The organism is Pseudomonas rustica (assembly GCF_018336155.1).
Taxonomy (GTDB): domain Bacteria; phylum Pseudomonadota; class Gammaproteobacteria; order Pseudomonadales; family Pseudomonadaceae; genus Aquipseudomonas; species Aquipseudomonas rustica.
The window spans coordinates 236,505-259,622 of sequence record NZ_JAGYHF010000003.1; the positions used below are offsets into that span (position 1 = coordinate 236,505).

Sequence of the window (23,118 nt, forward strand, 5' to 3'; positions counted from 1 at the left end):
CGAATCAGATCAGATCCTGAGTCAAGGCGAGGGTGGCGAAGTTGTCGGCCATGATCGCCATTTCGGCTTCTTGTACCAGTTCAGCGCTGAGCACACGGCCCTTGAACGGCAGATCACGGGTGGCGCAGGCGTCTTCAACCAAAGTGCAGCGGAAACCCAGATTCTTCGCGGCGCGCACCGTGGTGCTGACGCTGGAGTGGCTCATGAAACCGCAAACGATCAGATCCAGCGAACCAAGGTTTTGCAGGCGATCGAGCAACTCGGTGCCGTGGAACGCGCTCGGCAGCAGTTTGCCGATGATGGTTTCGTCGCCCTGCGGTTCGAGGCCCGGGATGAACTCACCGCGCTCGCCTTGCGGGTCGAACAGACCACCAACGGTGCCGAGGTGACGCACGTGCACGATCGGCCGACCGGCTGCACGGGCTGCGGCAACCACTTGTTTGATGTTCGCGACGGCCGCGTCCATGCCGCTCAGGGCCAGCGGGCCACTGAGGTATTCCTTCTGGGCATCGATGATGACCACGGTGGCATGGCTCAGAGTGGCCGCTGCGTAACCGCGGCCGCTGAGTTGAAACATCGTTTTTGGAACGGACATTCTGGGGCTCCTTGGGGTGGGGCTTTTGCGGCATTGTCCTCTGGCTGAGCGATTCTGTGAATCGCTACCATCGTAGGCACCGTCGATTGTGGCCTGCAGCCCCGTCACGTTACACGTTCTGTTCAACGGCTGATGCAAAAAAAAGAAAACTCCTACCGTCGCTCGAAGTTTTTCCTGCGTCGTCGTTACGCGTTTTGGCTGGTAGAATCGCCAGTCGTTTTTTCTGGAGTTCTGCCCCGTGATCACTTCCCGACTTCGTACCCTGCGCGACCACATCCGTTGGGCCGTCAGCCGCTTCCATGGGGAGGATCTGTTTTTCGGCCATGGCACCGACAATGCGTGGGACGAAGCCCGCCAATTGGTACTCGGTGCCTTGCACCTGCCATGGGAAATCGCCGACAGCTATCTCGATTGCGCGCTGGAAGACGACGAACTGGTCAACCTGCAACGCCTGCTCAAGCGCCGCATCGAGGAACGCATTCCGACCGCGTACCTGTTGGGCGAAGCGTGGTTCTGCGGCATGTCATTCATTGTCGACGAGCGTGTGTTGATTCCGCGTTCGCCGATTGGCGAACTGATCGAAAACCGCTTCGCGCCGTGGATCGGCACCGAGCCTGCGCGCATTCTCGACCTGTGCACCGGCTCCGGTTGCATCGGCATTGCCTGCGCCTACGAGTTCCAGAACGCCGAAGTGGTGCTGGCCGATCTGTCGTTCGAAGCGCTGGAAGTGGCCAATCAGAACATCGAGCGCCACGGCGTCGATGAGCGCGTGTACACGGTGCAGGGCGATGGTTTTGATGGTTTGCCGGGTCAGCGTTTCGACCTGATCGTGTCGAACCCGCCTTATGTCGATGCGGAAGATTTCGCCGACATGCCGGATGAATATCAGCATGAGCCTGAACTGGGTCTGGCCTGCGGCGATGATGGTTTGAATCTGGTTCGGCGGATGCTGGCTGAGGCGGCGGATCACCTGACCGAGAAGGGTTTGCTGATCGTGGAAGTGGGCAACAGCCAGGTGCACGTGGACGCGTTGTACCCGGAAGTCGATTTCGCCTGGCTGGACTTCCAGCGCGGCGGGCATGGCGTGTTCATGCTGACCGCAGAACAGTGCCGCAACCACCAGGCCCTGTTCGCTTCCCGCGTCTAATCGAGACCGATCGTTCCCACGCTCTGCGTGGGAACGTCTCAATGGACGCTCCGCGTCCGCTTTTGGAGCGCGGAGCGTCCCGGGCTGCATTCCCACGCGGAGCGTGGGAACGATCCAAAAGGGTGTACACCGATCCCAATGTAGGAGCTGCCGCAGGCTGCGATCTTTTGATCTACCGGTGCGTTGCAATCCAGATCAACAACCCCGCCTGGAACACCGCAAACGCCACCAGACAAGTAATCGTAAAGCGCAACCCGGCGTCTTCACGCTTGAACTTGCCGACTTTCTCTTCCTGCTTCTTCAGCTTCACTTCCTGCTCAGCCAGATTCTGCTCAGCCTGCTGGAGCATCTGCGCCGCTTCAAGAATCTCGACGATTTGCAGCTTTTCGCTGTTCCAGTCGCCGAGCAAATCGCCGACCTGCACTTCCTTGACGCTGCCCTTCAAATGCTGGGCATCGGCGTAGACCACATCAAAGCCGTGCACGCGCAGGAAATGATCGCGACGCAGGCGCGTGTCTTCGTTCAACGCGTCCTTGTTGTTCAAATCCATGCCGTCGACGGTGTAGGTCGGCCAGCGCTTCTTCGCCCAATTGATGCCTTGCGCGGCCATGTAACGGCCGATGCCACGGTTCAACGGTTCGATCTGCAAACCGCTGTCCGGGCCGAAATGCACACGCTTGGTCGCGTGATCAACCCACACATCCAGTTGGTTCTGCTCTTTGCGCACCCGCTGGCCCGGCAGTTTGATCGCCATGCGCATCAGGCTGATTTCTTTGCTGTTGCGCTCGGCGTAACCGAATTCGACAAAGCGCAGTGGCCGCCCTCCGGTGTTGCGGTCGGTCTGCAGCGGGGCCAGGCGGAGCATCTTGTGGTGCTCGACGTGGACGTCCGCCCACGGCAGCTCGGCCGCTGGCGGTGCGTCTTTTTCAGCGGCGGTGTCGGGTGAAGTCTGGGTATCAGTCATAACGGCGAGATCCTGTCCAAGCCCTGCTTGTCGCCAGCCGTTGCGCTGGCGACAAAGGCTTATCGGCCGTTTTTTGCGGTACTGGAGGGCAAAAGCGTTTAACGGGTGCGAAGTCCGTCAATAAAACTGAGGATTGTCGCGCCTAACTCGGCCGCGAGTGGCAAGTTTGGATCCTTGTAGGAGGCCAATTGCCGCTTCATGTCGTTATGCACAATGCGCAACACGTGGTTCATGCCCTCGATCACCACCAGTTCGGCATCCGGTTTGGCAGCCTTGAGCCGCTTGGCGTCGTCAACGCTGACCTGAATATCGTTCGTGCCCTGAATGATCAGCGCCGGCATTTTCAATTGCGCGAAGTCTTGCGCCGGATCCTGACGGAACAGCGAGATCAGATAAGGCTGCACGCTCGGGCGGAAGATCACCTGCAACGGCTGCGGCACGTTGTCATCGGTGCGACCGGCCTTGAGGCTGTCGAGCAGTTCGTTACTGCGCAGCATCAACGCCGGCGGCAGGCTCCGTGCCAGTTGTTCACGAATCACTTGATCGACCGGTCGGGCACTCCCCGACAGAGAGATCACCGCCGCCGCATCGACTTTCGGCGCGGCGAGACTGGCGATCAACGCGCCTTCACTGTGACCGAGCAGAATCAGCGGGCCGAAGCGCGGATCAGCCTTGAGCTTCTGCCCCCACGCCACGGCATCGGCGGCATAAGATTCGATCGACAAATTGCGCTCGTCGGGCGTCGCCGGCAGGCTCGCGGCCACTCCACGTTTGTCGTAACGCACGCTGGCGATGTTGTGTTTGGCCAGCACCCACGCCAGCCGTTTAAGGCTGTCGTTGCGCCCGCCGTCGGGGTTGTTTCCGTCGCGGTCTGTAGGGCCGGAGCCGGAAATGATCAGGACAACCGGCACAGGCTTGTCGGACTTTGGCAGCAACAGCGAGCCGAAAAGTTCGCCGCTGCCGGTATCCAGAGTGACCGGGCGTTGTAAGACCGTCGCTTGGGCAAAGCCCGTAAACAAGGTAAGACTCAAGAGCAAAACTCGCAGCATCATCACGCCATCATTGGTCAAGGTGCCGGTTGGACTCGCCAACACCGCTAAGGTTCGAGGATGAACTACTCGGTTAGCCTGCGTATACTGGCGCGCATCACGAATTTGGGTTTGATTTCACGGAGCGTCCTGCATGTCCGGCAATACCTACGGCAAGTTGTTCACTGTCACCACCGCTGGCGAAAGCCATGGTCCGGCGTTGGTCGCCATTGTCGACGGCTGCCCGCCGGGCCTGGAGATCTCCCTCGAAGACCTGCAGCGCGACCTCGATCGCCGCAAGCCCGGCACCAGCCGCCACACTACCCAGCGTCAGGAAGCCGACGAAGTCGAAATCCTTTCCGGCGTGTTCGAAGGGCGCACCACCGGCTGCTCGATCGGCCTGCTGATCCGCAACACCGACCAGAAGTCCAAGGACTACTCGGCGATCAAGGATCTGTTCCGCCCGGCCCACGCCGACTACACCTATCACCATAAATACGGCGAGCGCGACTACCGTGGCGGTGGCCGCAGCTCGGCGCGCGAAACCGCGATGCGCGTGGCGGCCGGTGCAATCGCGAAGAAATACCTGGCCAGCCAAGGCATCGTCATCCGTGGCTACATGAGCCAGCTCGGCCCGATCGAAATCCCGTTCAAGACCTGGGATTCGGTGGAAGAGAACGCCTTCTTCAGCCCCGATCCGGACAAAGTCCCGGAACTGGAAGCCTACATGGATCAATTGCGTCGCGATCAGGACTCGGTCGGGGCGAAGATCACCGTCGTCGCCGAAGGTGTGATGCCGGGTCTCGGCGAGCCGATTTTCGACCGTCTCGACGCAGAACTGGCGCACGCGCTGATGAGCATCAACGCGGTCAAAGGCGTGGAAATTGGCGCCGGTTTCGCCTCGGTCGCCCAACGCGGCACCGAACACCGCGATGAAATGACCCCGCAAGGTTTCCTCAGCAACAATGCCGGCGGCATTCTCGGTGGTATTTCTTCCGGTCAGCCGATCGTTGCCCATCTGGCCTTGAAGCCGACTTCCAGCATCACCACCCCGGGCCGTTCGATCGACATCCACGGCAACCCGGTCGATGTCATCACCAAGGGCCGTCACGACCCGTGCGTTGGCATCCGCGCCACGCCGATTGCCGAAGCGATGATGGCCATCGTGTTGATGGATCATCTGCTGCGTCACCGTGGCCAGAACGCCGATGTGCGCGTGAGCACGCCGGTGCTGGGTCAGCTTTGATGGCAGGCTCTAAAGCCGTCGCGGCATAACTGGCGTGGCGGCGCTCCCTTACTGGCGGCTGGCCAGTTTCTATCTGTTCTATTTCGCCTTGCTTGGTTCGACTGCGCCGTTTCTGGCGCTGTACTTCGATCACCTCGGTTTCAGTCCGGCGCGAATCGGTGAACTGGTGGCCATCCCGATGCTGATGCGCTGCGTGGCGCCGAACATCTGGGGCTGGCTCGGCGACTACACCGGCAAACGTCTGGCGATCGTGCGCTTCGGCGCCGTGTGTACGCTGCTGACCTTCTCGTTGATTTTCGTCAGCAAAACCTACGCCTGGCTGGCAATGGTCATGGCGCTGCACGCATTCTTCTGGCACGCGGTGCTGCCGCAGTTCGAAGTCATCACCCTCGCGCATTTGCAGGGGCAGACCTCGCGTTACAGCCAGATTCGCCTGTGGGGGTCGATCGGTTTCATCATCACCGTGGTCGTGCTCGGTCGTCTGTTCGAATGGCTCAGCCTCGACATCTACCCGGCGGCGCTGGTGCTAATCATGGCCGGCATCGTCCTCAGTAGCTTGTGGGTGCCAAACGCACAACCGCCGCAAGGCAATCGTCCGACCGGCGAGGGTTTCCTCAAGCAACTGCGCAATCCCGGCGTGCTGGCGTTTTATGGCTGCGTGGCGCTGATGCAGATGAGCCACGGCCCGTATTACACCTTTCTGACCTTGCACCTTGAACGGCTTGGCTACACGCGCGGCACCATCGGCATGCTCTGGGCCGTGGGTGTCGTCGCCGAAGTGCTGATGTTCATGGCGATGAGCCGGATTCTCGCGCGGTTTTCTCTGCGTCGGGTGTTGATGGTGAGTTTTCTGCTGGCGGCGCTGCGCTGGTTGCTGCTAGGTTCGTTCGCCGAGTTTCTCTGGGTGCTGTTGTTCGCGCAGGTTCTGCACGCGGCGACCTTCGGCAGTTTTCACGCCGCTGCCATCGCCTTCGTGCAACGTAGCTTCGGCGCGCGCCAGCAAGGGCAGGGCCAAGCGCTGTATGCGGCGCTGGCCGGCACCGGCGGCGCGATGGGCGCGTTGTATTCCGGTTACAGCTGGAATGCCCTCGGCGCGACATTGACCTTTAGTATTGCCAGTCTCGCGGCGCTCGCCGCTGCCGTTATCATTGCCACACGTATGCAAGAGGACAGGCCATGAGCCTTACGCGTGAACAGTTCGCCCAGCAAATCGTCGACGCCGGGCGTTTTCTTTATGGTCGCGGCTGGTCGCCGGCCACCAGCAGCAATTACTCGACGCGTCTGTCGCCGAGTGAAGCGCTGCTGACGGTGTCGGGCAAGCACAAGGGCCAGTTGGGTCTGGACGATGTGCTCGCCACCGACCTTTCCGGCAATAGCCTGGAGCCGGGCAAAAAACCGTCCGCCGAAACCCTGCTGCACACTCAGCTGTATAGCTGGCGGCCGGAGATCGGCGCGGTGTTGCACACCCATTCGGTCAACGCCACGGTGCTGTCGCGCCTGACCCCGGAAGACTTTATCGAGTTCGAAGACTACGAACTGCAAAAAGCCTTCAGCGGTGTTTCGACCCATGAATCGCGGGTGCGCGTGCCGATTTTCGACAACGACCAGGACATTGCGCGCCTCGCCGCCAAGGTGCAGCCTTGGCTCGACGCCCACCCTGATTGCGTCGGCTATCTGATTCGCGGCCACGGCCTCTATACCTGGGGCGCGCAGATGAACGACGCGTTGCGCCAGATCGAGGCCTTTGAATTTCTGTTTGAATGCGAGTTGAAAACCCGCAGCGTCATGAACCGCCAAGGCTGACTTCACCAGAAGTAGCCCATTTGCCTGATGAAATGCTGTGCCCGACCGGTCTGCAAGAACCGGACGGCAAGGCCGATACCGAGGAATTGCCCCAATGAGCAGCCTGTCCGTCTATCACGTCTCCAGCCCCGACATTCCCAACAAAGTGCTGACCCACTTTGAAGACATCGCCTCGACCCTGGCCGAGCAGGGCGTGCGCTTCGACCGCTGGCAAGCCGCCGCCAAGATCCAGCCCGGCGCTACCCAGGAAGAAGTGATCAGCGCTTATAAAGAGCAGATCGACATGCTGATGACCGAACGCGGTTACATCACCGTCGACGTGATCAGCCTGAACAGCGATCACCCGCAAAAAGCCGAATTGCGCGCCAAGTTCCTCGAAGAACATCGCCATGGCGAAGACGAAGTACGCTTTTTCGTCGCCGGCCGTGGGCTGTTTACCCTGCACGTCGACGATTACGTCTACGCCGTACTCTGCGAGAAGAACGATCTGATCTCGGTACCGGCCGGCACCAAACACTGGTTTGATATGGGCGAGCATCCGCACTTTGTCGCGATCCGCTTGTTCAACAATCCTGAAGGTTGGGTTGCCAACTTCACCGGCGAAGACATTGCCGGTCGTTTCCCGCGTCTGGAGGATTGAGTCGATGTCGATCAAAGCCATTGTCACTGACATCGAAGGCACCACCAGTGCGGTGAGTTTCGTTTTCGACGTGTTGTTTCCGTACGCGGCCAAGCATTTGCCGGACTTCGTGCGGCAGAACGCCGAGCGTGCCGATGTCGCCGAGCAACTCGACGCCGTGCGCCGTGACAGCAATGCACCGCAGGCCGATGTTGAGCGAGTTGTTGAAATTCTGCTGAGCTGGATCGAGGAAGACCGCAAAGCCACGCCGCTCAAGGCTTTGCAAGGCATGGTCTGGGCGCAGGGTTATCACGCCGGGCAGTTGAAAGGGCATGTTTACCCGGACGCGGTTGAAGCGCTGCAACGCTGGCACGCGGCGGGTTATCAACTGTTTGTGTATTCGTCGGGGTCGATTCAGGCGCAGAAGCTGATTTTCGGTTGTTCCGAGGCGGGGGATTTGACGCCGCTATTCAGCGGGTATTTCGACACCACGTCGGGGCCCAAGCGTGAGGCGCAGTCTTACACCAACATTCAGCAAGCCATCGGCGTCGCGCCCGAGGAAATTTTATTCCTCTCGGACATCGTCGAAGAACTCGACGCCGCACAAGCCGCCGGCCTGCAAACCTGCGGCCTGGCCCGCGAAGGCGGCGAGCTGGGCAACCACATCACCGTCGACACCTTCACCGGAATAGAACCCGAAGCCTTCTAACCACACAAAACCCCTGTAGGAGCTGCGGAACGCTGCGATCTTTTGATCTTGTTTTTAGAATCAGGATCAAAAGATCGCAGCGTTCCGCAGCTACTACAAAGAGTTCGCGATCGCAGTAGAGATCGCGCACAAAAAAACAGGCCGTGAAGCGAGAGCTCCACGGCCTGTTTCGTTTAAAGCGTTCTACCAATTACAGCGAGTGATACGTCGGCAGGGCAAAACGCTGTTGGCTTTGCAGCATGCCGATTTGTGGCAGCTCACTGGCTTGTTCTGCCAGGTCACGACGGATCGCGCTGATCGCCCACGACAGTTGGTCGCCGGCATGCAGTTGTTGATAAGTCAGTGCGCGTTTAAACACTTTGCCGTCGCTGCTGCGCAGGGTCAGCAGGATCCCGCCATCAGGACGTGGCGCAGTGGTGACGTCGAAGTTGGAGAACAGGGAGGTAAATTTCTCTTGGATCAGGCTCATGTCTTTCAGCTCCGTATGCACTTGAATGGCAAGCATGCAGAGGAGGTTGCAGAGTTTGTGCCAGCATTTGATTAAAAAAATATCGTTATAAATCAATAGCTTGAAAATTATTATTTTTGAAGGCGTCGTGCAATCTGCATGAGTGGCCATCGTGCATCCTGCATTTTGCGGGATCATGATCATTTCTACGGAACCAAACGCTGACCCGGAGATCAGCTCCGCGCCCGCCACGTCAGCGGATACAAAACATTGCAAAAACCGCGTGTACAGCCTGAGAAGCGCTGACGTATTTTCGATCTCGACCCGCGCTCGAATGCGCCGGTTGCTTCAAGGCACAGCCCGAAAAATAAAAACATCGACCTGCACGCCAAGGTCGAACGGGGAGCTTCCATGCGTCACGCGCCAAGCGACACGATTACCTGGAGCATGATGCTCCGCAAACTGCCGATGATTGCCAAAGCCATCCCGCGGGTGGTCAAAGGCATGAAGGTGGCCAACGTCACGGATCCGACCCAAAGCTGTGGCCTTGGCTGGACGTTCGAACAAGCAACCCTGCGCAACCCCGACGGCCCGGCGCTATTGCACGGCGACGTGGCGCTGACGTACTCACAAGTCAACCAGTGGGCCAACCGTATCGCTCACTATCTGAACGGGCAGGGCATCGGCAAGGGCGACGTGGTCGCGGTGTTTATCGAGAACCGTCCGGAGTTGCTGGTGACGATTTTGGCGTTGGCCAAGGTCGGCGCCGTCAGTGCGCTGCTGAACACGTCGCAGACCCGCGACACGCTGATCCACAGCATTAATCTGGTAGCGCCGGTAGCGATTGTCGTTGGCGAAGAGCTGGTTGCGGCTTATTCAACGGTGCGCGAGCAAGTGGCAATCACCGCGCCACGCACCTGGTTTGTCGCCGATCAGGACACTTACAGCCATCCGGGCATTGCGCCCGACGGCTTCGTCAATCTGATCAGCGCCAGTGCCGACGCCTCCAGCGAAAATCCGCCGAGCAGCCAGCAAATCTTCTTCGACGACCCGTGTTTCTACATCTACACCTCCGGCACCACCGGGCTGCCGAAGGCCGGGGTGTTCAAGCACGGGCGCTGGATGCGCAGCTCCGCGAGCTTCGGCATGATCGCCCTCAACATGGGCCCCGACGACGTCGTCTATTGCACCTTGCCGCTGTACCACGCCACCGGCCTCTGCGTGTGCTGGGGCTCGGCGGTCAACGGCGCTTCAGGCTTCGCGATCCGGCGTAAATTCAGCGCCAGTCAGTTCTGGAACGACGTGCGCCGTTATCGCGCCACCACCATTGGTTACGTCGGCGAATTGTGCCGTTATCTGGTCGATCAACCGGCCAGCGCCGACGACAACCGCCACGACGTGCGCAAGATGATCGGCAACGGTTTGCGCCCCGGCGCCTGGGCTGAGTTCAAAACGCGCTTTGCGGTGGATCACATCTGCGAGCTGTACGCGGCCAGCGACGGCAACATCGGCTTCACCAATATTCTCAACTTCGACAACACCATCGGTTTCTCGCTGATGGCCTGGGAGTTGGTCGCCTACGATCACGACAGCGGTGAGCCTCTGCGCAGCGACGACGGTTTTATGCGCAAGGTCGACAAAGGCGAGCAGGGCCTGTTGCTGGCGCGGATCGACGAGAAAGCGCCGCTGGACGGTTACACCGATCCACAGAAAACCGCGAAAGTTGTACTGCAGGATGTGTTCGCCAAAGGTGACCGATTCTTCAATACCGGCGATCTGCTGCGCAACATCGGTTTCGGTCATGCGCAATTTGTTGATCGACTCGGTGACACCTATCGCTGGAAGGGCGAAAACGTCTCGACCACCGAGGTTGAAAACCTGCTGCTGCAACATCCGCACATCTCTGAAGCGGTGGCCTATGGCGTGGAAATCCGCAATACCAACGGCCGCGCCGGCATGGCGGCGATTACGCCAGCGGAATCCCTCGCGACCCTGGATTTCGCCGAGTTACTGACTTTTGCTCGGGAGCGCATGCCGGCCTACGCGGTGCCGCTGTTCCTGCGGGTAAAGGTGAAGATGGAAACCACGGGTACTTTCAAATACCAGAAAACCCGCCTGAAGAATGAAGGCTTCGACCCCGGCCAGACGGGCGATGACCCGATTTACGCATGGCTGCCCGGTACGCAGACTTACGTTCGCGTGACCGATGAAATATTGGCGGGCATTTATCAGGGCAAGCATCGTTATTGAATCTGGCTATAGGCCGACTTGAGAAAAAGGGGGTGACAGTTTTCCTCGCGCTCGGGAAACTGTCGGCTTTCCGATTGACCGAAAGTGGAGTTGCCCATGTCCGAACAAAGCCGCCAGATGACCCCTGAAGAAGCCGCCGAATTCACCGAGCAGGTTTTCAACAAGGCGCGCGACGGTGATGCCGAGATGCTTGATCGCCTGGTCAGCGCCGGTTTGCCGGTCAACTTGAAGAACAGCAAGGGCGACACGCTGCTGATGCTCGCCAGTTACTACGGCCATATCGACGCGGTGAATGTGCTGCTTAAACACAAAGCCGATCCGGAAATGCGCAATGGCAACGGCCAGAGCCCGATTGCCGGGGCGGCATTCAAAGGTGATCTGGCCGTGGTCAAGGCGTTGGTCGAGGCGGGTGCCGAGATCGAAGGTTCGTCGTTTGACGGCCGCACGGCGTTGATGATGGCGGCGATGTTTAACCGTGTAGAGATCGTCGATTACTTGCTCGGCAAAGGTGCCAACGCGCAGGCCAAGGACGCCAACGGCGCGACGGCGCTGGACGCGGCGCGCACCATGGGCGCAGTCGATACCACGGCGCAGCTGGAAAAATTGTTGGGTTGATAAAGTCAAAAGATCGCAGCCTGCGGCAGCTCCTACACTGATTCCTCTGTAGGAGCTGCCGTAGGCTGCGATCTTTTGCGTTGTGCGCTATCCTCCGCGCCCTCAAATTTCACCTTCCACAGGATCCGCCCTCATGAAAGCCGCACTCGTCGAACTCATCAGCAAAATCAGCTCCGGCTGCATGGCCGAGGACGAGATCCTGAACGTCGCCGATGAAGCGGCGCAAGCCTACGCCGATGCCGATACTTTTCTGACAGCCAACCCAGACATCAACTACGACGACACCTTCCCGATCCCGTTGGGCGAGTGGGTCGTCGTCGGCAGCCTGCCGGAAACCGTGTTGTTCCAGGCAGACACCTACGTTGACCTGTTCGCGCAGATCGTCGCCTCGTTCGGCCCGGGCGTGGATTTCAATCTCAAGCCCAAGCAACTGGCGAAAACCGAAGCCCTGACCGCGCTCAACCGCATTCAGGTGCAGATGAGCAGCATGAACAAGGAAAACGGCGGTTACACGCTGATGAACTTCAGCCAGTTGCTCGACGACGAGCTGCAAATGGTGCTGGTCTTCGGCAACGACGTGCCGCGCGTGCTGGAGTTGTGCGCCGAAGTCGGCATCAACGCTGCACCCGCGCTGGAAGCCTTGAAGATCGCCGTTCACGTCTGAGTGCAATAAAAGGGAACCCTGCGCGCGACCGTCTATCCTAAAAGTGCATGCCACTATTCTGGAGCGACACCATGGGTTCCACGTTCAACGGTCTGATCGGCCTGATCATCCTCGCCCTCGACATCTGGGCCATCATCAATGTGCTGAAAAGCGGCGCGACCACCGGGATGAAAATCGTCTGGGTGCTGCTGATCATCCTCCTGCCGGTACTGGGTCTGATCATCTGGGCAATCGCCGGGCCACGCGGTAACGTCCGGATCTGAATCAGCTAACACCGCAATACCCCTGTAGGAGCTGCCGAAGGCTGCGATCTTTTGATCTTGCTTTTAAAAATCAACATCAAAAGATCGCAGCCTGCGGCAGCTCCTACAGGGATTGTGGTTCTGAGGTTCGACCTGTCATCTTCGGCAACGTAGAATGCGCGCCTTTCCCGGGCAATCGTCCCCACGATTGGCGCCCGCGCATTCATCGGAGCACTTGACCATGACCATCACCAAAACCAGCGAGTACCTGGAAACCCTCTACGAAGGCTACGGCCAGCGTTTTCGCATGGAAAAACTGCTGCACGAAGTGCGCACCGAACACCAGCATCTGGTGATCTTCCAGAACCCGCGCATGGGCCGCGTGATGGCGCTGGACGGCGTGATCCAGACCACCGAAGCCGACGAATTCATCTACCACGAAATGCTCACCCACGTGCCGATCCTCGCCCACGGCAGCGCCAAGCGCGTGCTGATCATCGGCGGCGGTGACGGCGGCATGTTGCGCGAAGTGACCAAGCACGCCGGCGTTGAACACATCACCATGGTCGAGATCGACGGCACTGTGGTCGACATGTGCAAAGAATTCCTGCCGAACCACTCCAGCGGCGCCTACGACGATCCACGTCTGAACCTGGTGATCGACGACGGCATGCGTTTCGTCGCCACCACCACGGAAAAATTCGACGTGATCATCTCCGATTCCACCGACCCGATCGGCCCGGGCGAAGTGCTGTTCTCGGAGAACTTCTATCAGGCCTGCCACCGCTGCCTGAACGAAGGCGGCATCCTCGTGACCCAGAACGGCACGCCGTTCATGCAGATCGACGAAGTGAAAACCACCGCCGGTCGCCTGAAAAGTCTGTTCCCGGACTGGCACTTCTATCAGGCGGCCGTGCCGACCTACATCGGCGGTTCGATGACCTTCGCCTGGGGCTCGACCAACCCGGCCTACCGCAAACTGAGCCGTGAAACCCTGCAACAGCGCTTCATCGGCAGCGGCATCGTCACCCGCTACTACAACCCGGAAATCCACATCGGCGCATTCGCCTTGCCGCAGTACGTGCTGCAGGCGATCAACAAGCCAAGCAACGACTAAAAGAACACTGCAAAACCCCTGTGGGAGCGGGCTTGCTCGCGAAAGCGGACTGTCAGCCAACAAATTTGTTGGATGACAAATCGCATTCGCGAGCAAGCCCGCTCCCACATTTGTTTGCCCCGCACGGTAGATGTCGTTTTTTTCATCTTCGTCCGCTGTAATCCTTTTGAACCAACTTTCTGCGTAAACAGTCGAGATAGTTGTAAGCCCATTTGCGGGTTTGATCGAGGAGGCACCGATGCAAAAGTGGAAAGTCACTTTCGTGGACGATCATGGTGAAATTGTCGATGAGGTGTTCGAACGTGCGGAATGCCCCAGTGACGATGAGGCCGCACAACTGATCAAGGCACGGCTCCTGCCCGTGGCCGCCGAGCTGGATCTCAATGATCTGGAAGGGCGCACCGCCGATGCTGGCGTGAAAAGTCTGAAAACCCAGAACAGCATCGAAATCCGCAGCATCACCCCTATCTGACATTCTTCTTGTCACCTTCACCACCAGGCCTTGGCAGCAGCTCTATCTTGGGGCTACTCTGCAAGCGAGATCAGCGAACGGATCGCTAAGGTCTGGTCTTGTCAGCTACATGCTTGTTTCCCGCGTTCAACGACGTTGTCGCAGTACTTTGGCCAAAGGCCCGGGGCGGGAATACGGAAAGTCTATCCATCTATGCGAGGGGGACGATTCATGAGCACAGCCTATCAAGAAGACATCAGCAGCAATGTTCTGCGCCGCATGAAAGAAGGCGGTTTCGATTTTTCCCGATTCCATCCCATCGAGTTCTACGCGATTTTCCCGGACGAGGAGCGGGCGCGCAGGGCAGCAGGCAAATTTCGCGGTGAATCCATCAATGCTCAGGTCAGCGTGCGTGATGACGGTGCGTGGGCGCTGGAATTAAGCAAAGTGATGTATGCGACGTATGACGATATCGGCGACTTTGAACAGGGCTTTTCGGCGGTGGTCGAGCCTTTGGGCGGAATAATCGAAGGGTGGGGCGTGAAACAGGAGGTGCGTAGCCGCCACCGGTTGAATTGAATATTTATAGATAGAAGATCAAAAGATCGCAGCCTTCGGCAGCTCCTACACAGATTCATGTAGGGGCTGTCGGAGGCTGCGATCTTTTGCTTTTGCTTTCAAAACATTTCTAAAAGGCAAAAAAAAGCCACCGGAGAGGGTGGCTAAAAGGGAAGACCGATAAGGAGAGGAAACCGGTCAGGGTTAAGGCTGGGCGGGCTGCGGGGCAGTCCCAATCAGTTGAGCTGTCGACTTCGCGGCGCTGTGCGCGGGGAAGTTCTGCAGCGAATGCGCGGATTATCCGCAGCCGATCCCGGGCAGTGAAATCAACTCTGACTATGCTGCTAATAGGCGATGCAGTGCGTCGCAATGAAGCGGGGGCAATCAGGTTGGGGCATTTGCCGCACAGGAATGGTGCGGCGCCTGCGGCGTGAATATCCAACCGATTGAAATCAAAGCGTTTATGCCGATGGCACGGGCCTTGCGAAGGCCTGTATGTCCGGGTGACAAGGAGTACGGCATGATCCGCACCTATTTTGATGAAATGTACGATGCCGGCGGCCAGGTTCGCCCGCATTATCGGGAGTTCGCCCGATGGCTGGCCGACACGCCTGACGAGCTGCTGGCCCAACGGCGACGTGAGGCCGATCTGCTGTTCCATCGCGCCGGGATTACTTTCACGCTCTATGGAGACGAGCAGGGCACCGAGCGCCTGATTCCTTTCGACACCATTCCGCGCAGCATCCCCGCCAGCGAGTGGCGGATCGTCGAGCGCGGCTGCATCCAGCGGGTCAAGGCGTTGAATATGTTCCTCGCCGACCTCTATCACGAGCAGCGCATCATCAAGGCCGGGATCATTCCTGCCGAACAGGTGCTGGCCAACGAGCAATACCAGTTGGCGATGCAAGGCCTGGATCTGCACCGCGATATCTATTCGCACATTTCCGGCGTCGATCTGGTGCGCGATGGCGACGGCACGTATTACGTGCTCGAAGACAACCTGCGTACGCCGAGCGGCGTCAGTTACATGCTCGAAGACCGCAAAATGATGATGCGATTGTTCCCGGAGTTGTTCGCCGCGCAACGCATCGCCCCGATTGACCACTACCCGAACCTGTTGCTCGACACGCTGAAAAGCTCGAGCCCGATTGACGACCCGAGCGTGGTGGTGCTGACGCCGGGGCGCTTCAACAGTGCGTTCTTTGAGCACGCGTTTCTCGCCCGGGAAATGGGCGTGGAACTGGTCGAAGGCGCGGATCTGTTCGTGCGTGACGACAAAGTCTTCATGCGCACCACCGACGGCCCGAAAGCAGTGGACGTGATTTACCGCCGCCTCGACGACGCCTTCCTCGATCCATTGGCGTTCAACCCGGACTCAATGCTCGGCGTGCCGGGGCTGCTGTCGTCCTATCGCTCTGGCAACGTCGTGCTGGCCAACGCCATCGGCACCGGCGTGGCGGATGACAAATCGGTGTACCCGTTTGTCACCGACATGATCCGTTTCTACCTCGACGAAGAGCCGATCCTGAAAAACGTGCCGACCTGGCAATGCCGCAACCCGTCTGAACTTTCCCACGTGCTGGCCAATCTTCCAGATCTGGTGGTCAAGGAAACCCAAGGCTCTGGCGGTTACGGAATGCTGGTGGGGCCGGCGTCGACGAAGGCGGAAATTGATGCTTTCCGCGAACGCATCAAGGCCAAACCCCACGCGTACATCGCGCAACCGACGTTGTCGCTGTCGACCTGTCCGACCTTTGTCGAAAACGGCATTGCGCCGCGCCATATCGATTTGCGTCCATTTGTCTTGTCCGGTCGTGAAACCCGCGTGGTGCCCGGCGGTTTGACCCGCGTGGCGCTGCGTGAAGGCTCGCTGGTGGTGAATTCATCACAGGGCGGCGGAACCAAGGACACCTGGGTGGTCGAGGATTGAAGGAAGCTTGCCATGTTAAGTAGAACTGCCTCGGATCTGTATTGGATGTCGCGTTACCTGGAGCGGGCGGAAAACCTCGCGCGGATGCTCGATATCAGTTATTCGCTATCACTGATGCCGCAGGACGGACGCGGCGACGGTTTGCATGAGCTGGCGATGCCGCTGTTGATCACCGGCACCCTTGAGGATTATCTGGAGCGTCACGGCGCATTGCATGCCGAACGGCTGCTGCACTTTTTCGCCCTTGATGCGGCCAACCCGGCGAGCATTTACAGCTGCCTCGGTGCGGCGCGGGCCAGTGCCCATGCGGTACGCGGACGCATCACGGCGGATATGTGGGAGAACATCAACTCGACGTGGCTGGAGATTCGCGGGATCGCTGAACAGGGCCTCAGCCGCTACGGCATGAGTCGCTTCTGCGAGTGGATCAAGGAGCGTTCGCACCTGTTTCGTGGCGCGTCCTACGGCACGATCATGCGCAACGATGCATTTCGTTTTATTCGTCTCGGCACCTTTATCGAACGCGCGGACAACACGCTGCGCTTGCTTGATGCCCGCTACGAAATGGCCGGCGATCAGGCCGAAGCGGTCAGCGACGGCACGGCCCACGCCTATTACCAGTGGAGTGCATTGCTGCGTGCGCTGTCGTCGTTCGAGGCCTACACCGAAATCTATCGCGACGCGCCCGGCGCCCGGCATGTTGCCGAATTGCTGCTGTTGCGCGCCGACGTGCCGCGTTCGCTGCGCGCCTGCACCGAAGAGATCGACCAGATTCTTGCGCAACTGCCCGGTGCCAACGGTCGTCCCGCGCAACGCTTGGCCGCCGAGATGGACGCGCGCCTGCGCTACACCGGCATCAACGAAATCCTCGAGGAAGGCCTGCACGCCTGGCTGACCGAATTCATCCCGCTGGTGCGCCAGTTGGGCAACGCCATTCACAGTTCCTACCTGGAGGCTGCATGAGACTTTCCATAAGCCACGAGACCACCTATCACTACGAAGATAAGGTGCGGGCGAGCATCCAGTACCTCCGGCTGACCCCCCATGACAGCGAGCGTCAACATGTGCTGAGCTGGCAACTCGACCTGCCGCGCCCGGTGCGCGCGCAACTTGATCCGTTCGGCAACATCCTGCACGTGCTGACCATGGACGAGCCGCACGAAGCAATCATCATTGGCGCGCGTGGGCAGGTTGATATTGATGAATTGCGCGAGGCGGAACATGAGAGCCAGTCGGCGCTGCCGTTTCTGCGCTTTACCCGCTTGACCGAGGCCGATGAGGCGCTTCGAGCGTTCGCGGAAAGATCCTGCAAGCAACGGCGCGATCGCACCGCGCTGATCGATTTGATGCACGGTTTGAATCAGCACATGACCTACACGCCGGGCTCCACCGAAGTCGACACCAGCGCCGCCGAAGCCTTTGCCGGACGCGCCGGGGTTTGTCAGGATCACACCCACGCGTTTCTGGCCTGCGCGCGCAGCCTGGGCGTGCCGTCGCGTTATGTGTCGGGGTATTTGTACAGCGAGGATTGCGAACATCTGGCCAGCCATGCCTGGGCGGAAGCGTGGCTGGATGACGCGTGGTACAGCTTTGACGTGACCAACGAACTGGCACGGCCGGAACGGCATTTGAAACTGGCGGTGGGCCTCGATTACCTCGATGCCTGCCCGGTACGCGGCATGCGCCGGGGCGGCGGCTGCGAGCAGATGCACGCAAAAGTGTTCGTCTCACCGACCCCGGTCATCTCCGTGCAACAACAATAGATCCGGGATACCGCTTCGCGAGCAAGCCCGCTCCCACAGGGGAAACGCATTCCAAATGTGGGAGCGGGCTTGCTCGCGAAGAGGCCAGCCAAAACAACCAAAATTCAAGGGCTCAGGGTTTAATTTTGCGCCCCGCCATGTGTTTCAGATACCCCACCAGCAATTCCAGATCCCCCTCCGGCAACACCTCCGCCGAAAACCCCGGCATCTTCGCCTGCGGCCACTGGCGCAAACTCTGCGGATCACGAATGTAGCGCTTCAAGAAATCCGCCCCAAAATACTCCGTCGGACTGTACGGAATATTCAGATCCGGCCCAAACTGCGCATCCCCCGCACCGTTCAATCGGTGACACGCCAAGCAATTCTTCTGAAACAACGCAAAACCCAGATTCACCGGATCATCTTTCTTCAACGCCGGATCCGGTAGCAGAGCAGGGAAGCGCTCGGCCACCGGCGCCATGCGTGTGATGCTCGCCACTTCAAACGGCCACTGCTCGGGGCTGATATTGCCCGCCTGCGGATCCGTCCACACCAGGTAAAACGGCCCGGCGCTGTGCTTGCCTTCCGACAGCGGTGGCCACGGATGCGCCGGATCTTCAATCGCCAGCCAGGCTCGGGCGCCTTCGCCATTGAGCAATGGCGCCGCCGCCAATTCCGCAGCAAAGCCGTCCAGTGCGACTGCTTGCAGATGATCCTCGGGTTTAATCCCGCTCAACAACGCCGCCACCGGCACAGCGCGATAGACCATGTCCTTCTTATAGGACACATCGTTTTTGATGGTGATGTTTTGCACCTGAGGATGCTTGAGCAATTCCTCGGTCTGCCAGGTGCGGCTGTGCTCGCCCAGTTGCAAATCCAACTGTGCGGCAGACAGAGGCATGCTCAGCAGCATGGCCCCGAGTACGAAGAGCGTTTTCAAATGATCGCCGTCCATGTCGTGGAAGTGCGCAAAGGTTGGCACAGCCACGCTGGCCCGGGTAGCGGGCCAGTCACATTTTCAGTGGCGATAGATAAACCCGCCGCTCGATTCAGCCGATGACCTTGGTCAGATTCGGCAAAATCAACAACAGCGTCGTGGCGAAAAGAATGAGCCCTGCTTGACGAACTTTCGGTTGTTTGAACATGGCTTGACCGCCTTTATTGTTATTTCCTGATGCCTGCCTGCATATCCATGACGGCAAGCGCTGCACTTCCTGTTGAAGGACGCCGGCCTCGGCAAAACCCGACGACTCTGACGTACATGTACTACCTTAGGGCCCGCGTCACGCTTGGCTTAGATCCATTTCATATGGAGTTGCTGCCAACGGCGATTAAAAAGGCATGAGGCGTATTGCCAGCTTCTGCGCCGCCCGCTTGCTAGACAACTCCGTGACCTGAACCGGTTCACCCGACGGCCAATGACCGTCCGTCTGAGCGTGTCCGTCAACCGCATTGAGCACTGTGGTCATTGAATCCGTGGCCGTCCGGGACAAGAGTGCAAGCACAAGAAATCACTCACCGCACAGGTTCGAGGACGTCATGACCCAAGCTTTGATTTTCGATGCGCTACGCACGCCACGCGGCAAAGGCAAGGCCGACGGTGCCTTGCACAGCGTCAAACCGGTGAATCTGGTAGCGGGGCTGCTGACCGCGCTGCAACAACGCACTGCGCTGGACACCAGTCAGGTCGATGACGTGGTGCTTGGTTGTGTCACGCCGATTGGCGATCAAGGCTCGGACATCGCCAAAACCGCGGTGCAAGTCGCCGATTGGGACGTCAGCGTGGCGGGCGTGCAGATCAACCGCTTCTGCGCGTCCGGACTTGAGGCGGTGAACCTCGGCGCGATGAAAGTGCGCTCCGGTTTCGAAGATCTGGTGGTGGTCGGCGGTGTCGAGTCGATGTCGCGGGTGCCGATGGGCAGCGATGGTGGTGCGTGGGCGCTGGATCCGCAAACCAACTTGCACAGTCACTTCACCCCACAAGGCGTCGGTGCCGATTTGATCGCCACGCTCGAAGGTTTCAGCCGTCACGACGTCGATGCCTACGCGCTGCACTCGCAACAAAAAGCCGCGCGGGCCCGGGCCGATGGCTCGTTCAACAAGTCGCTAGTGCCGGTGCAGGATCAGAACGGCATCATCCTGCTCGATCACGATGAATTCATTCGTGCTGAATCGACGCTGGAAGGGCTCGGCAAGCTCAAGCCGAGTTTTGAAATGATCGGGCAAATGGGTTTCGACGCGACGGCGCTGCGGGTCTACAGCCACGTTGAACGGATCAATCATGTGCACACACCCGGCAACAGTTCCGGGATCGTCGACGGTGCGGCGTTGATGCTGATCGGCTCCGAAGCCAAGGGCCGCGCGTTGGGCCTGCAACCGCGGGCGCGAATTGTCGCCACGGCAGTCACCAGCACCGACCCGACCATCATGCTCACCGGCCCGGCGCCGGCTACGCGCAAGGCATTGGCCAAGGCAGGGCTGCGCGTGGAGGACATCGACCTGTTCGAGGTCAACGAAGCCTTTGCTTCGGTGGTGCTGAAGTTCATCAAGGACATGGCCGTCGACCCGGACAAGGTCAACGTCAACGGCGGCTCCATCGCCATGGGCCATCCGCTGGGCGCCACCGGTTGCGCGATCCTCGGCACCTTGCTCGATGAACTGGAAGCGCGGCACCTGCGCTATGGCCTGGCGACGCTGTGCGTCGGCGGCGGCATGGGCATTGCCACCATCATCGAACGTCTCTGAGCCCACGAATTCAAGGAACCTTGTTATGAGCAAAGCCATTCGTTACGAAAAAGGCCAGGACGGCATCGTCGTGCTGACCATCGACATGCCGGGCCAGAGCGCCAACACCATGAACGCCGTGTACCGCGAGGCAATGGCTGAGTGCGTGGCCCGTCTGGTGGCGGATAAAGACAACCTTGCCGGTGTGATCATCACCTCGGCGAAGAAAACCTTCTTTGCCGGCGGCGACCTCAACGAATTGATCAAAGTCGGCAAGCCTGAAGCCAAAGCTTTCTACGACATGGTGCTGACCCTCAAAGGCCAATTGCGCACCTTGGAAACCCTCGGCAAACCGGTGGTCGCAGCGATCAACGGCGCGGCGTTGGGCGGCGGCTGGGAGATCTGTCTCGCCTGCCATCATCGCGTGGCGCTGGACGACGCCTCGGTGCAACTCGGCCTGCCGGAAGTGACGCTGGGCCTGCTGCCGGGCGGCGGCGGGGTGGTGCGCATGGTGCGCATGCTCGGGATCGAGAAGGCGCTGCCGTATCTGCTCGAAGGCAAAAAAGTGCGTCCGCAACAGGCGTTGCAGGCCGGTTTGATCGATGAGCTGGCGGCGGATCGCGATGAACTGTTGGCCAAGGCGCGCGCTTGGATTGTTGCCAATCCAACGGCAGTGCAGCGTTGGGATGTGAAGGGTTATCAGATTCCCGGCGGTACGCCGTCGAACCCGAAAGTCGCGCAGATGCTGGCGATTGCACCGTCGATCCTGCGCACGAAAACCCAAGGCACACTGCCGGCGCCGGAGAAGATTCTGTGTGCGGCGGTTGAAGGCGCTCAGGTCGATTTCGACACCGCGCACCTGATCGAAACCCGCTACTTCACCGAACTCACCACCGGGCAGATTTCGAAAAACCTGATCGGCACATTCTGGTTTCAGCTCAACGAGATCAATGCCGGCGGTTCGCGGCCGCAGGGTTTTGCACCTTATAAGACGCAGAAGGTCGGCGTGCTCGGTGCCGGGATGATGGGCGCGGGGATCGCGTTTGTCAGTGCTTCGGCGGGTATCGACGTGGTACTAAAGGACATCAACCTTGCAGCTGCCGAGAAAGGCAAAGCGCACTCGGCCGCGTTGCTCGACAAAAAAGTTGCCCGTGGCCAGATGAATGCAGCCCAGCGCGATGAAGTGCTGGCGCGGATCAAACCCTCTGAAAGCGATGCCGATCTGGCCGGTTGCGACCTGATCATCGAAGCGGTGTTTGAGGATCGCGAGCTCAAGGCCAAGGTTTCTGTGGCTGCGCAAAAAGTCGTGGGCGCCGACGCCGTTATTGCCTCCAACACGTCGACCTTGCCCATTACTGGCCTTGCCAGTGCCGTGCCGGATCAAAGCAAATTCATCGGCCTGCATTTCTTCAGTCCGGTGGAAAAAATGCCCTTGGTGGAAATCATCAAAGGCGCGCAAACCAGCGATGAAACCCTGGCGCGCGGCTTCGATTTCGTTCTGAAAATCAAGAAAACCCCGATCGTGGTCAACGACAGTCGTGGTTTCTTCACCTCGCGGGTTTTCGGCACCTTCACCAACGAAGGCATCGCCATGCTCGGTGAGGGCGTCAGTGCGCCGATGATCGAGACTGAAGCACGCAAGGCCGGGATGCCGGTCGGGCCTCTGGCGATCTCCGACGAAGTTTCCCTCAGCCTGATGAGCCATATCCGCAAGCAAACGGCCAAAGACCTACAGGCAGAAGGGAAACCGCTGATTGAGCACCCGGCCTTCGCCGTGATTGACTTGCTGCTCAACGAATACAAACGTCCGGGCAAGGCTGCTGGCGGTGGTTTTTATGAATACCCGGCCGGTGGCCAGAAGCATTTGTGGCCGGAACTGAAAACGCGCTTCGAGAAGGCCGACGGGCAGATTTCCCCGAAGGATGTGCGTGATCGCTTGCTGTTCGTGCAAGCCATCGAAACCGTGCGCTGCGTGGAGGAGGGCGTGCTGACCTCGACGGCGGACGCCAACGTCGGCTCGATCTTCGGCATCGGTTTTGCGGCGTGGACGGGCGGTGCGTTGCAGTTCATCAATCAGTACGGGGTGAAGGATTTCGTCGCTCGCGCGCAGTATCTGGCCGAACAGTACGGCGAGCGTTTCGCCCCGCCGGCGTTGCTGCTGGATAAAGCGGCGAAAGGTGAAATGTTCTAACGGGGCGAGCATTCCGGGGCTTGCCTTGTCAGGGTGTTTCAAGGCAGGCTCTGGGGTGTTCATTATTCCCATCAC

General features: G+C 59.4%; 23 protein-coding genes. 18 read left to right on the top strand and 5 right to left on the bottom strand.

Going from position 1 to position 23,118, the window contains the following annotated elements; genetic code table 11:
- Positions 1-4 precede the first annotated feature (4 nt).
- Positions 5-595 (bottom strand): cysteine hydrolase family protein, encoded by a 591-nt coding sequence (locus tag KFS80_RS06735; RefSeq protein ID WP_053118675.1) that lies wholly within the window; start codon positions 593-595, stop codon positions 5-7.
- A gap of 238 nt (positions 596-833) precedes the next feature.
- On the opposite strand from KFS80_RS06735, the gene prmB reads away from it, so the two are divergent.
- Complete coding sequence (gene prmB, locus KFS80_RS06740) at positions 834-1,742, top strand: 50S ribosomal protein L3 N(5)-glutamine methyltransferase (protein WP_053118677.1); 909 nt, start codon at positions 834-836, stop codon at positions 1,740-1,742.
- Between the two features lie 172 nt (positions 1,743-1,914).
- Here prmB and KFS80_RS06745 read toward each other — a convergent pair whose 3' ends face one another.
- On the bottom strand, positions 1,915-2,706 hold the full coding sequence (locus KFS80_RS06745; protein ID WP_212544309.1) for a hypothetical protein: 792 nt from the start codon (positions 2,704-2,706) through the stop codon (positions 1,915-1,917).
- A 98-nt stretch (positions 2,707-2,804) separates the two neighbouring features.
- Entirely contained in the window at positions 2,805-3,758 is a 954-nt protein-coding gene (locus tag KFS80_RS06750; RefSeq protein ID WP_212544437.1) for an alpha/beta hydrolase, read from the bottom strand.
- A gap of 130 nt (positions 3,759-3,888) precedes the next feature.
- Between KFS80_RS06750 and aroC the strand changes: the two genes are divergently transcribed.
- The 5 genes from aroC (at position 3,889) to mtnC (ending at position 8,111) form a co-directional block, all read left to right on the top strand.
- Positions 3,889-4,980, top strand: a complete 1,092-nt coding sequence (gene aroC, locus KFS80_RS06755) for a chorismate synthase (RefSeq protein ID WP_008080929.1) — start codon at positions 3,889-3,891, stop codon at positions 4,978-4,980.
- A 34-nt stretch (positions 4,981-5,014) separates the two neighbouring features.
- Positions 5,015-6,160, top strand: a complete 1,146-nt coding sequence (locus KFS80_RS06760; protein ID WP_212544310.1) for an MFS transporter — start codon at positions 5,015-5,017, stop codon at positions 6,158-6,160.
- The gene (locus KFS80_RS06765) at positions 6,157-6,783 is read left to right on the top strand and encodes a methylthioribulose 1-phosphate dehydratase (RefSeq protein ID WP_212544311.1); all 627 of its coding nucleotides are present in this window, start codon (positions 6,157-6,159) and stop codon (positions 6,781-6,783) included. Before KFS80_RS06760 ends, KFS80_RS06765 begins: the two co-directional genes overlap by 4 nt.
- A gap of 94 nt (positions 6,784-6,877) precedes the next feature.
- Positions 6,878-7,423: a 1,2-dihydroxy-3-keto-5-methylthiopentene dioxygenase gene (locus KFS80_RS06770; protein ID WP_212544312.1), complete on the top strand. Its 546-nt coding sequence runs from the start codon at positions 6,878-6,880 to the stop codon at positions 7,421-7,423.
- A gap of 4 nt (positions 7,424-7,427) precedes the next feature.
- A complete protein-coding gene (mtnC, locus tag KFS80_RS06775) occupies positions 7,428-8,111 on the top strand; it encodes an acireductone synthase (protein WP_212544313.1) in 684 nt (227 codons plus the stop codon).
- A 190-nt stretch (positions 8,112-8,301) separates the two neighbouring features.
- Here mtnC and KFS80_RS06780 read toward each other — a convergent pair whose 3' ends face one another.
- The gene (locus KFS80_RS06780) at positions 8,302-8,580 is read right to left on the bottom strand and encodes a DUF3509 domain-containing protein (RefSeq protein WP_053118700.1); all 279 of its coding nucleotides are present in this window, start codon (positions 8,578-8,580) and stop codon (positions 8,302-8,304) included.
- A 390-nt stretch (positions 8,581-8,970) separates the two neighbouring features.
- Between KFS80_RS06780 and KFS80_RS06785 the strand changes: the two genes are divergently transcribed.
- The 10 genes from KFS80_RS06785 to KFS80_RS06830 all read left to right on the top strand — a co-directional run bounded on the left by KFS80_RS06785 (position 8,971) and on the right by KFS80_RS06830 (position 18,149).
- Entirely contained in the window at positions 8,971-10,809 is a 1,839-nt protein-coding gene (locus KFS80_RS06785) for a long-chain-acyl-CoA synthetase (protein WP_212544314.1), read from the top strand.
- A 96-nt stretch (positions 10,810-10,905) separates the two neighbouring features.
- On the top strand, positions 10,906-11,424 hold the full coding sequence (locus KFS80_RS06790) for an ankyrin repeat domain-containing protein (RefSeq protein WP_053118689.1): 519 nt from the start codon (positions 10,906-10,908) through the stop codon (positions 11,422-11,424).
- Positions 11,425-11,557: 133 nt separating this feature from the next.
- Entirely contained in the window at positions 11,558-12,088 is a 531-nt protein-coding gene (locus KFS80_RS06795; RefSeq protein WP_212544315.1) for a hypothetical protein, read from the top strand.
- A gap of 71 nt (positions 12,089-12,159) precedes the next feature.
- Positions 12,160-12,351 (top strand): PLDc N-terminal domain-containing protein, encoded by a 192-nt coding sequence (locus tag KFS80_RS06800; protein ID WP_007914053.1) that lies wholly within the window; start codon positions 12,160-12,162, stop codon positions 12,349-12,351.
- Between the two features lie 220 nt (positions 12,352-12,571).
- Positions 12,572-13,447 (top strand): polyamine aminopropyltransferase, encoded by an 876-nt coding sequence (gene speE, locus KFS80_RS06805; protein ID WP_212544316.1) that lies wholly within the window; start codon positions 12,572-12,574, stop codon positions 13,445-13,447.
- A 238-nt stretch (positions 13,448-13,685) separates the two neighbouring features.
- Positions 13,686-13,919, top strand: coding sequence for a hypothetical protein (locus tag KFS80_RS06810; protein WP_053118693.1), 234 nt, complete (start codon positions 13,686-13,688; stop codon positions 13,917-13,919).
- 210 nt (positions 13,920-14,129) lie between these two features.
- Positions 14,130-14,477, top strand: coding sequence for a ribonuclease E inhibitor RraB (locus KFS80_RS06815; protein WP_008080948.1), 348 nt, complete (start codon positions 14,130-14,132; stop codon positions 14,475-14,477).
- A gap of 499 nt (positions 14,478-14,976) precedes the next feature.
- The gene (locus tag KFS80_RS06820) at positions 14,977-16,386 is read left to right on the top strand and encodes a circularly permuted type 2 ATP-grasp protein (protein WP_007914061.1); all 1,410 of its coding nucleotides are present in this window, start codon (positions 14,977-14,979) and stop codon (positions 16,384-16,386) included.
- A 12-nt stretch (positions 16,387-16,398) separates the two neighbouring features.
- Complete coding sequence (locus tag KFS80_RS06825; protein WP_053116841.1) at positions 16,399-17,349, top strand: alpha-E domain-containing protein; 951 nt, start codon at positions 16,399-16,401, stop codon at positions 17,347-17,349.
- Entirely contained in the window at positions 17,346-18,149 is an 804-nt protein-coding gene (locus KFS80_RS06830) for a transglutaminase family protein (RefSeq protein WP_053116842.1), read from the top strand. Before KFS80_RS06825 ends, KFS80_RS06830 begins: the two co-directional genes overlap by 4 nt.
- A 112-nt stretch (positions 18,150-18,261) precedes the next feature.
- On the opposite strand, the gene KFS80_RS06835 is transcribed toward KFS80_RS06830, so the two are convergent.
- A complete protein-coding gene (locus KFS80_RS06835; RefSeq protein ID WP_212544438.1) occupies positions 18,262-19,083 on the bottom strand; it encodes a c-type cytochrome in 822 nt (273 codons plus the stop codon).
- Positions 19,084-19,667: 584 nt separating this feature from the next.
- Here KFS80_RS06835 and KFS80_RS06840 point away from each other — a divergent pair.
- Together KFS80_RS06840 and KFS80_RS06845 are read left to right on the top strand one after the other, a co-directional pair.
- Positions 19,668-20,873, top strand: coding sequence for an acetyl-CoA C-acetyltransferase (locus KFS80_RS06840; protein ID WP_212544317.1), 1,206 nt, complete (start codon positions 19,668-19,670; stop codon positions 20,871-20,873).
- A gap of 25 nt (positions 20,874-20,898) precedes the next feature.
- Positions 20,899-23,043, top strand: coding sequence for a 3-hydroxyacyl-CoA dehydrogenase NAD-binding domain-containing protein (locus KFS80_RS06845; protein WP_212544318.1), 2,145 nt, complete (start codon positions 20,899-20,901; stop codon positions 23,041-23,043).
- Positions 23,044-23,118: the final 75 nt, after the last annotated feature.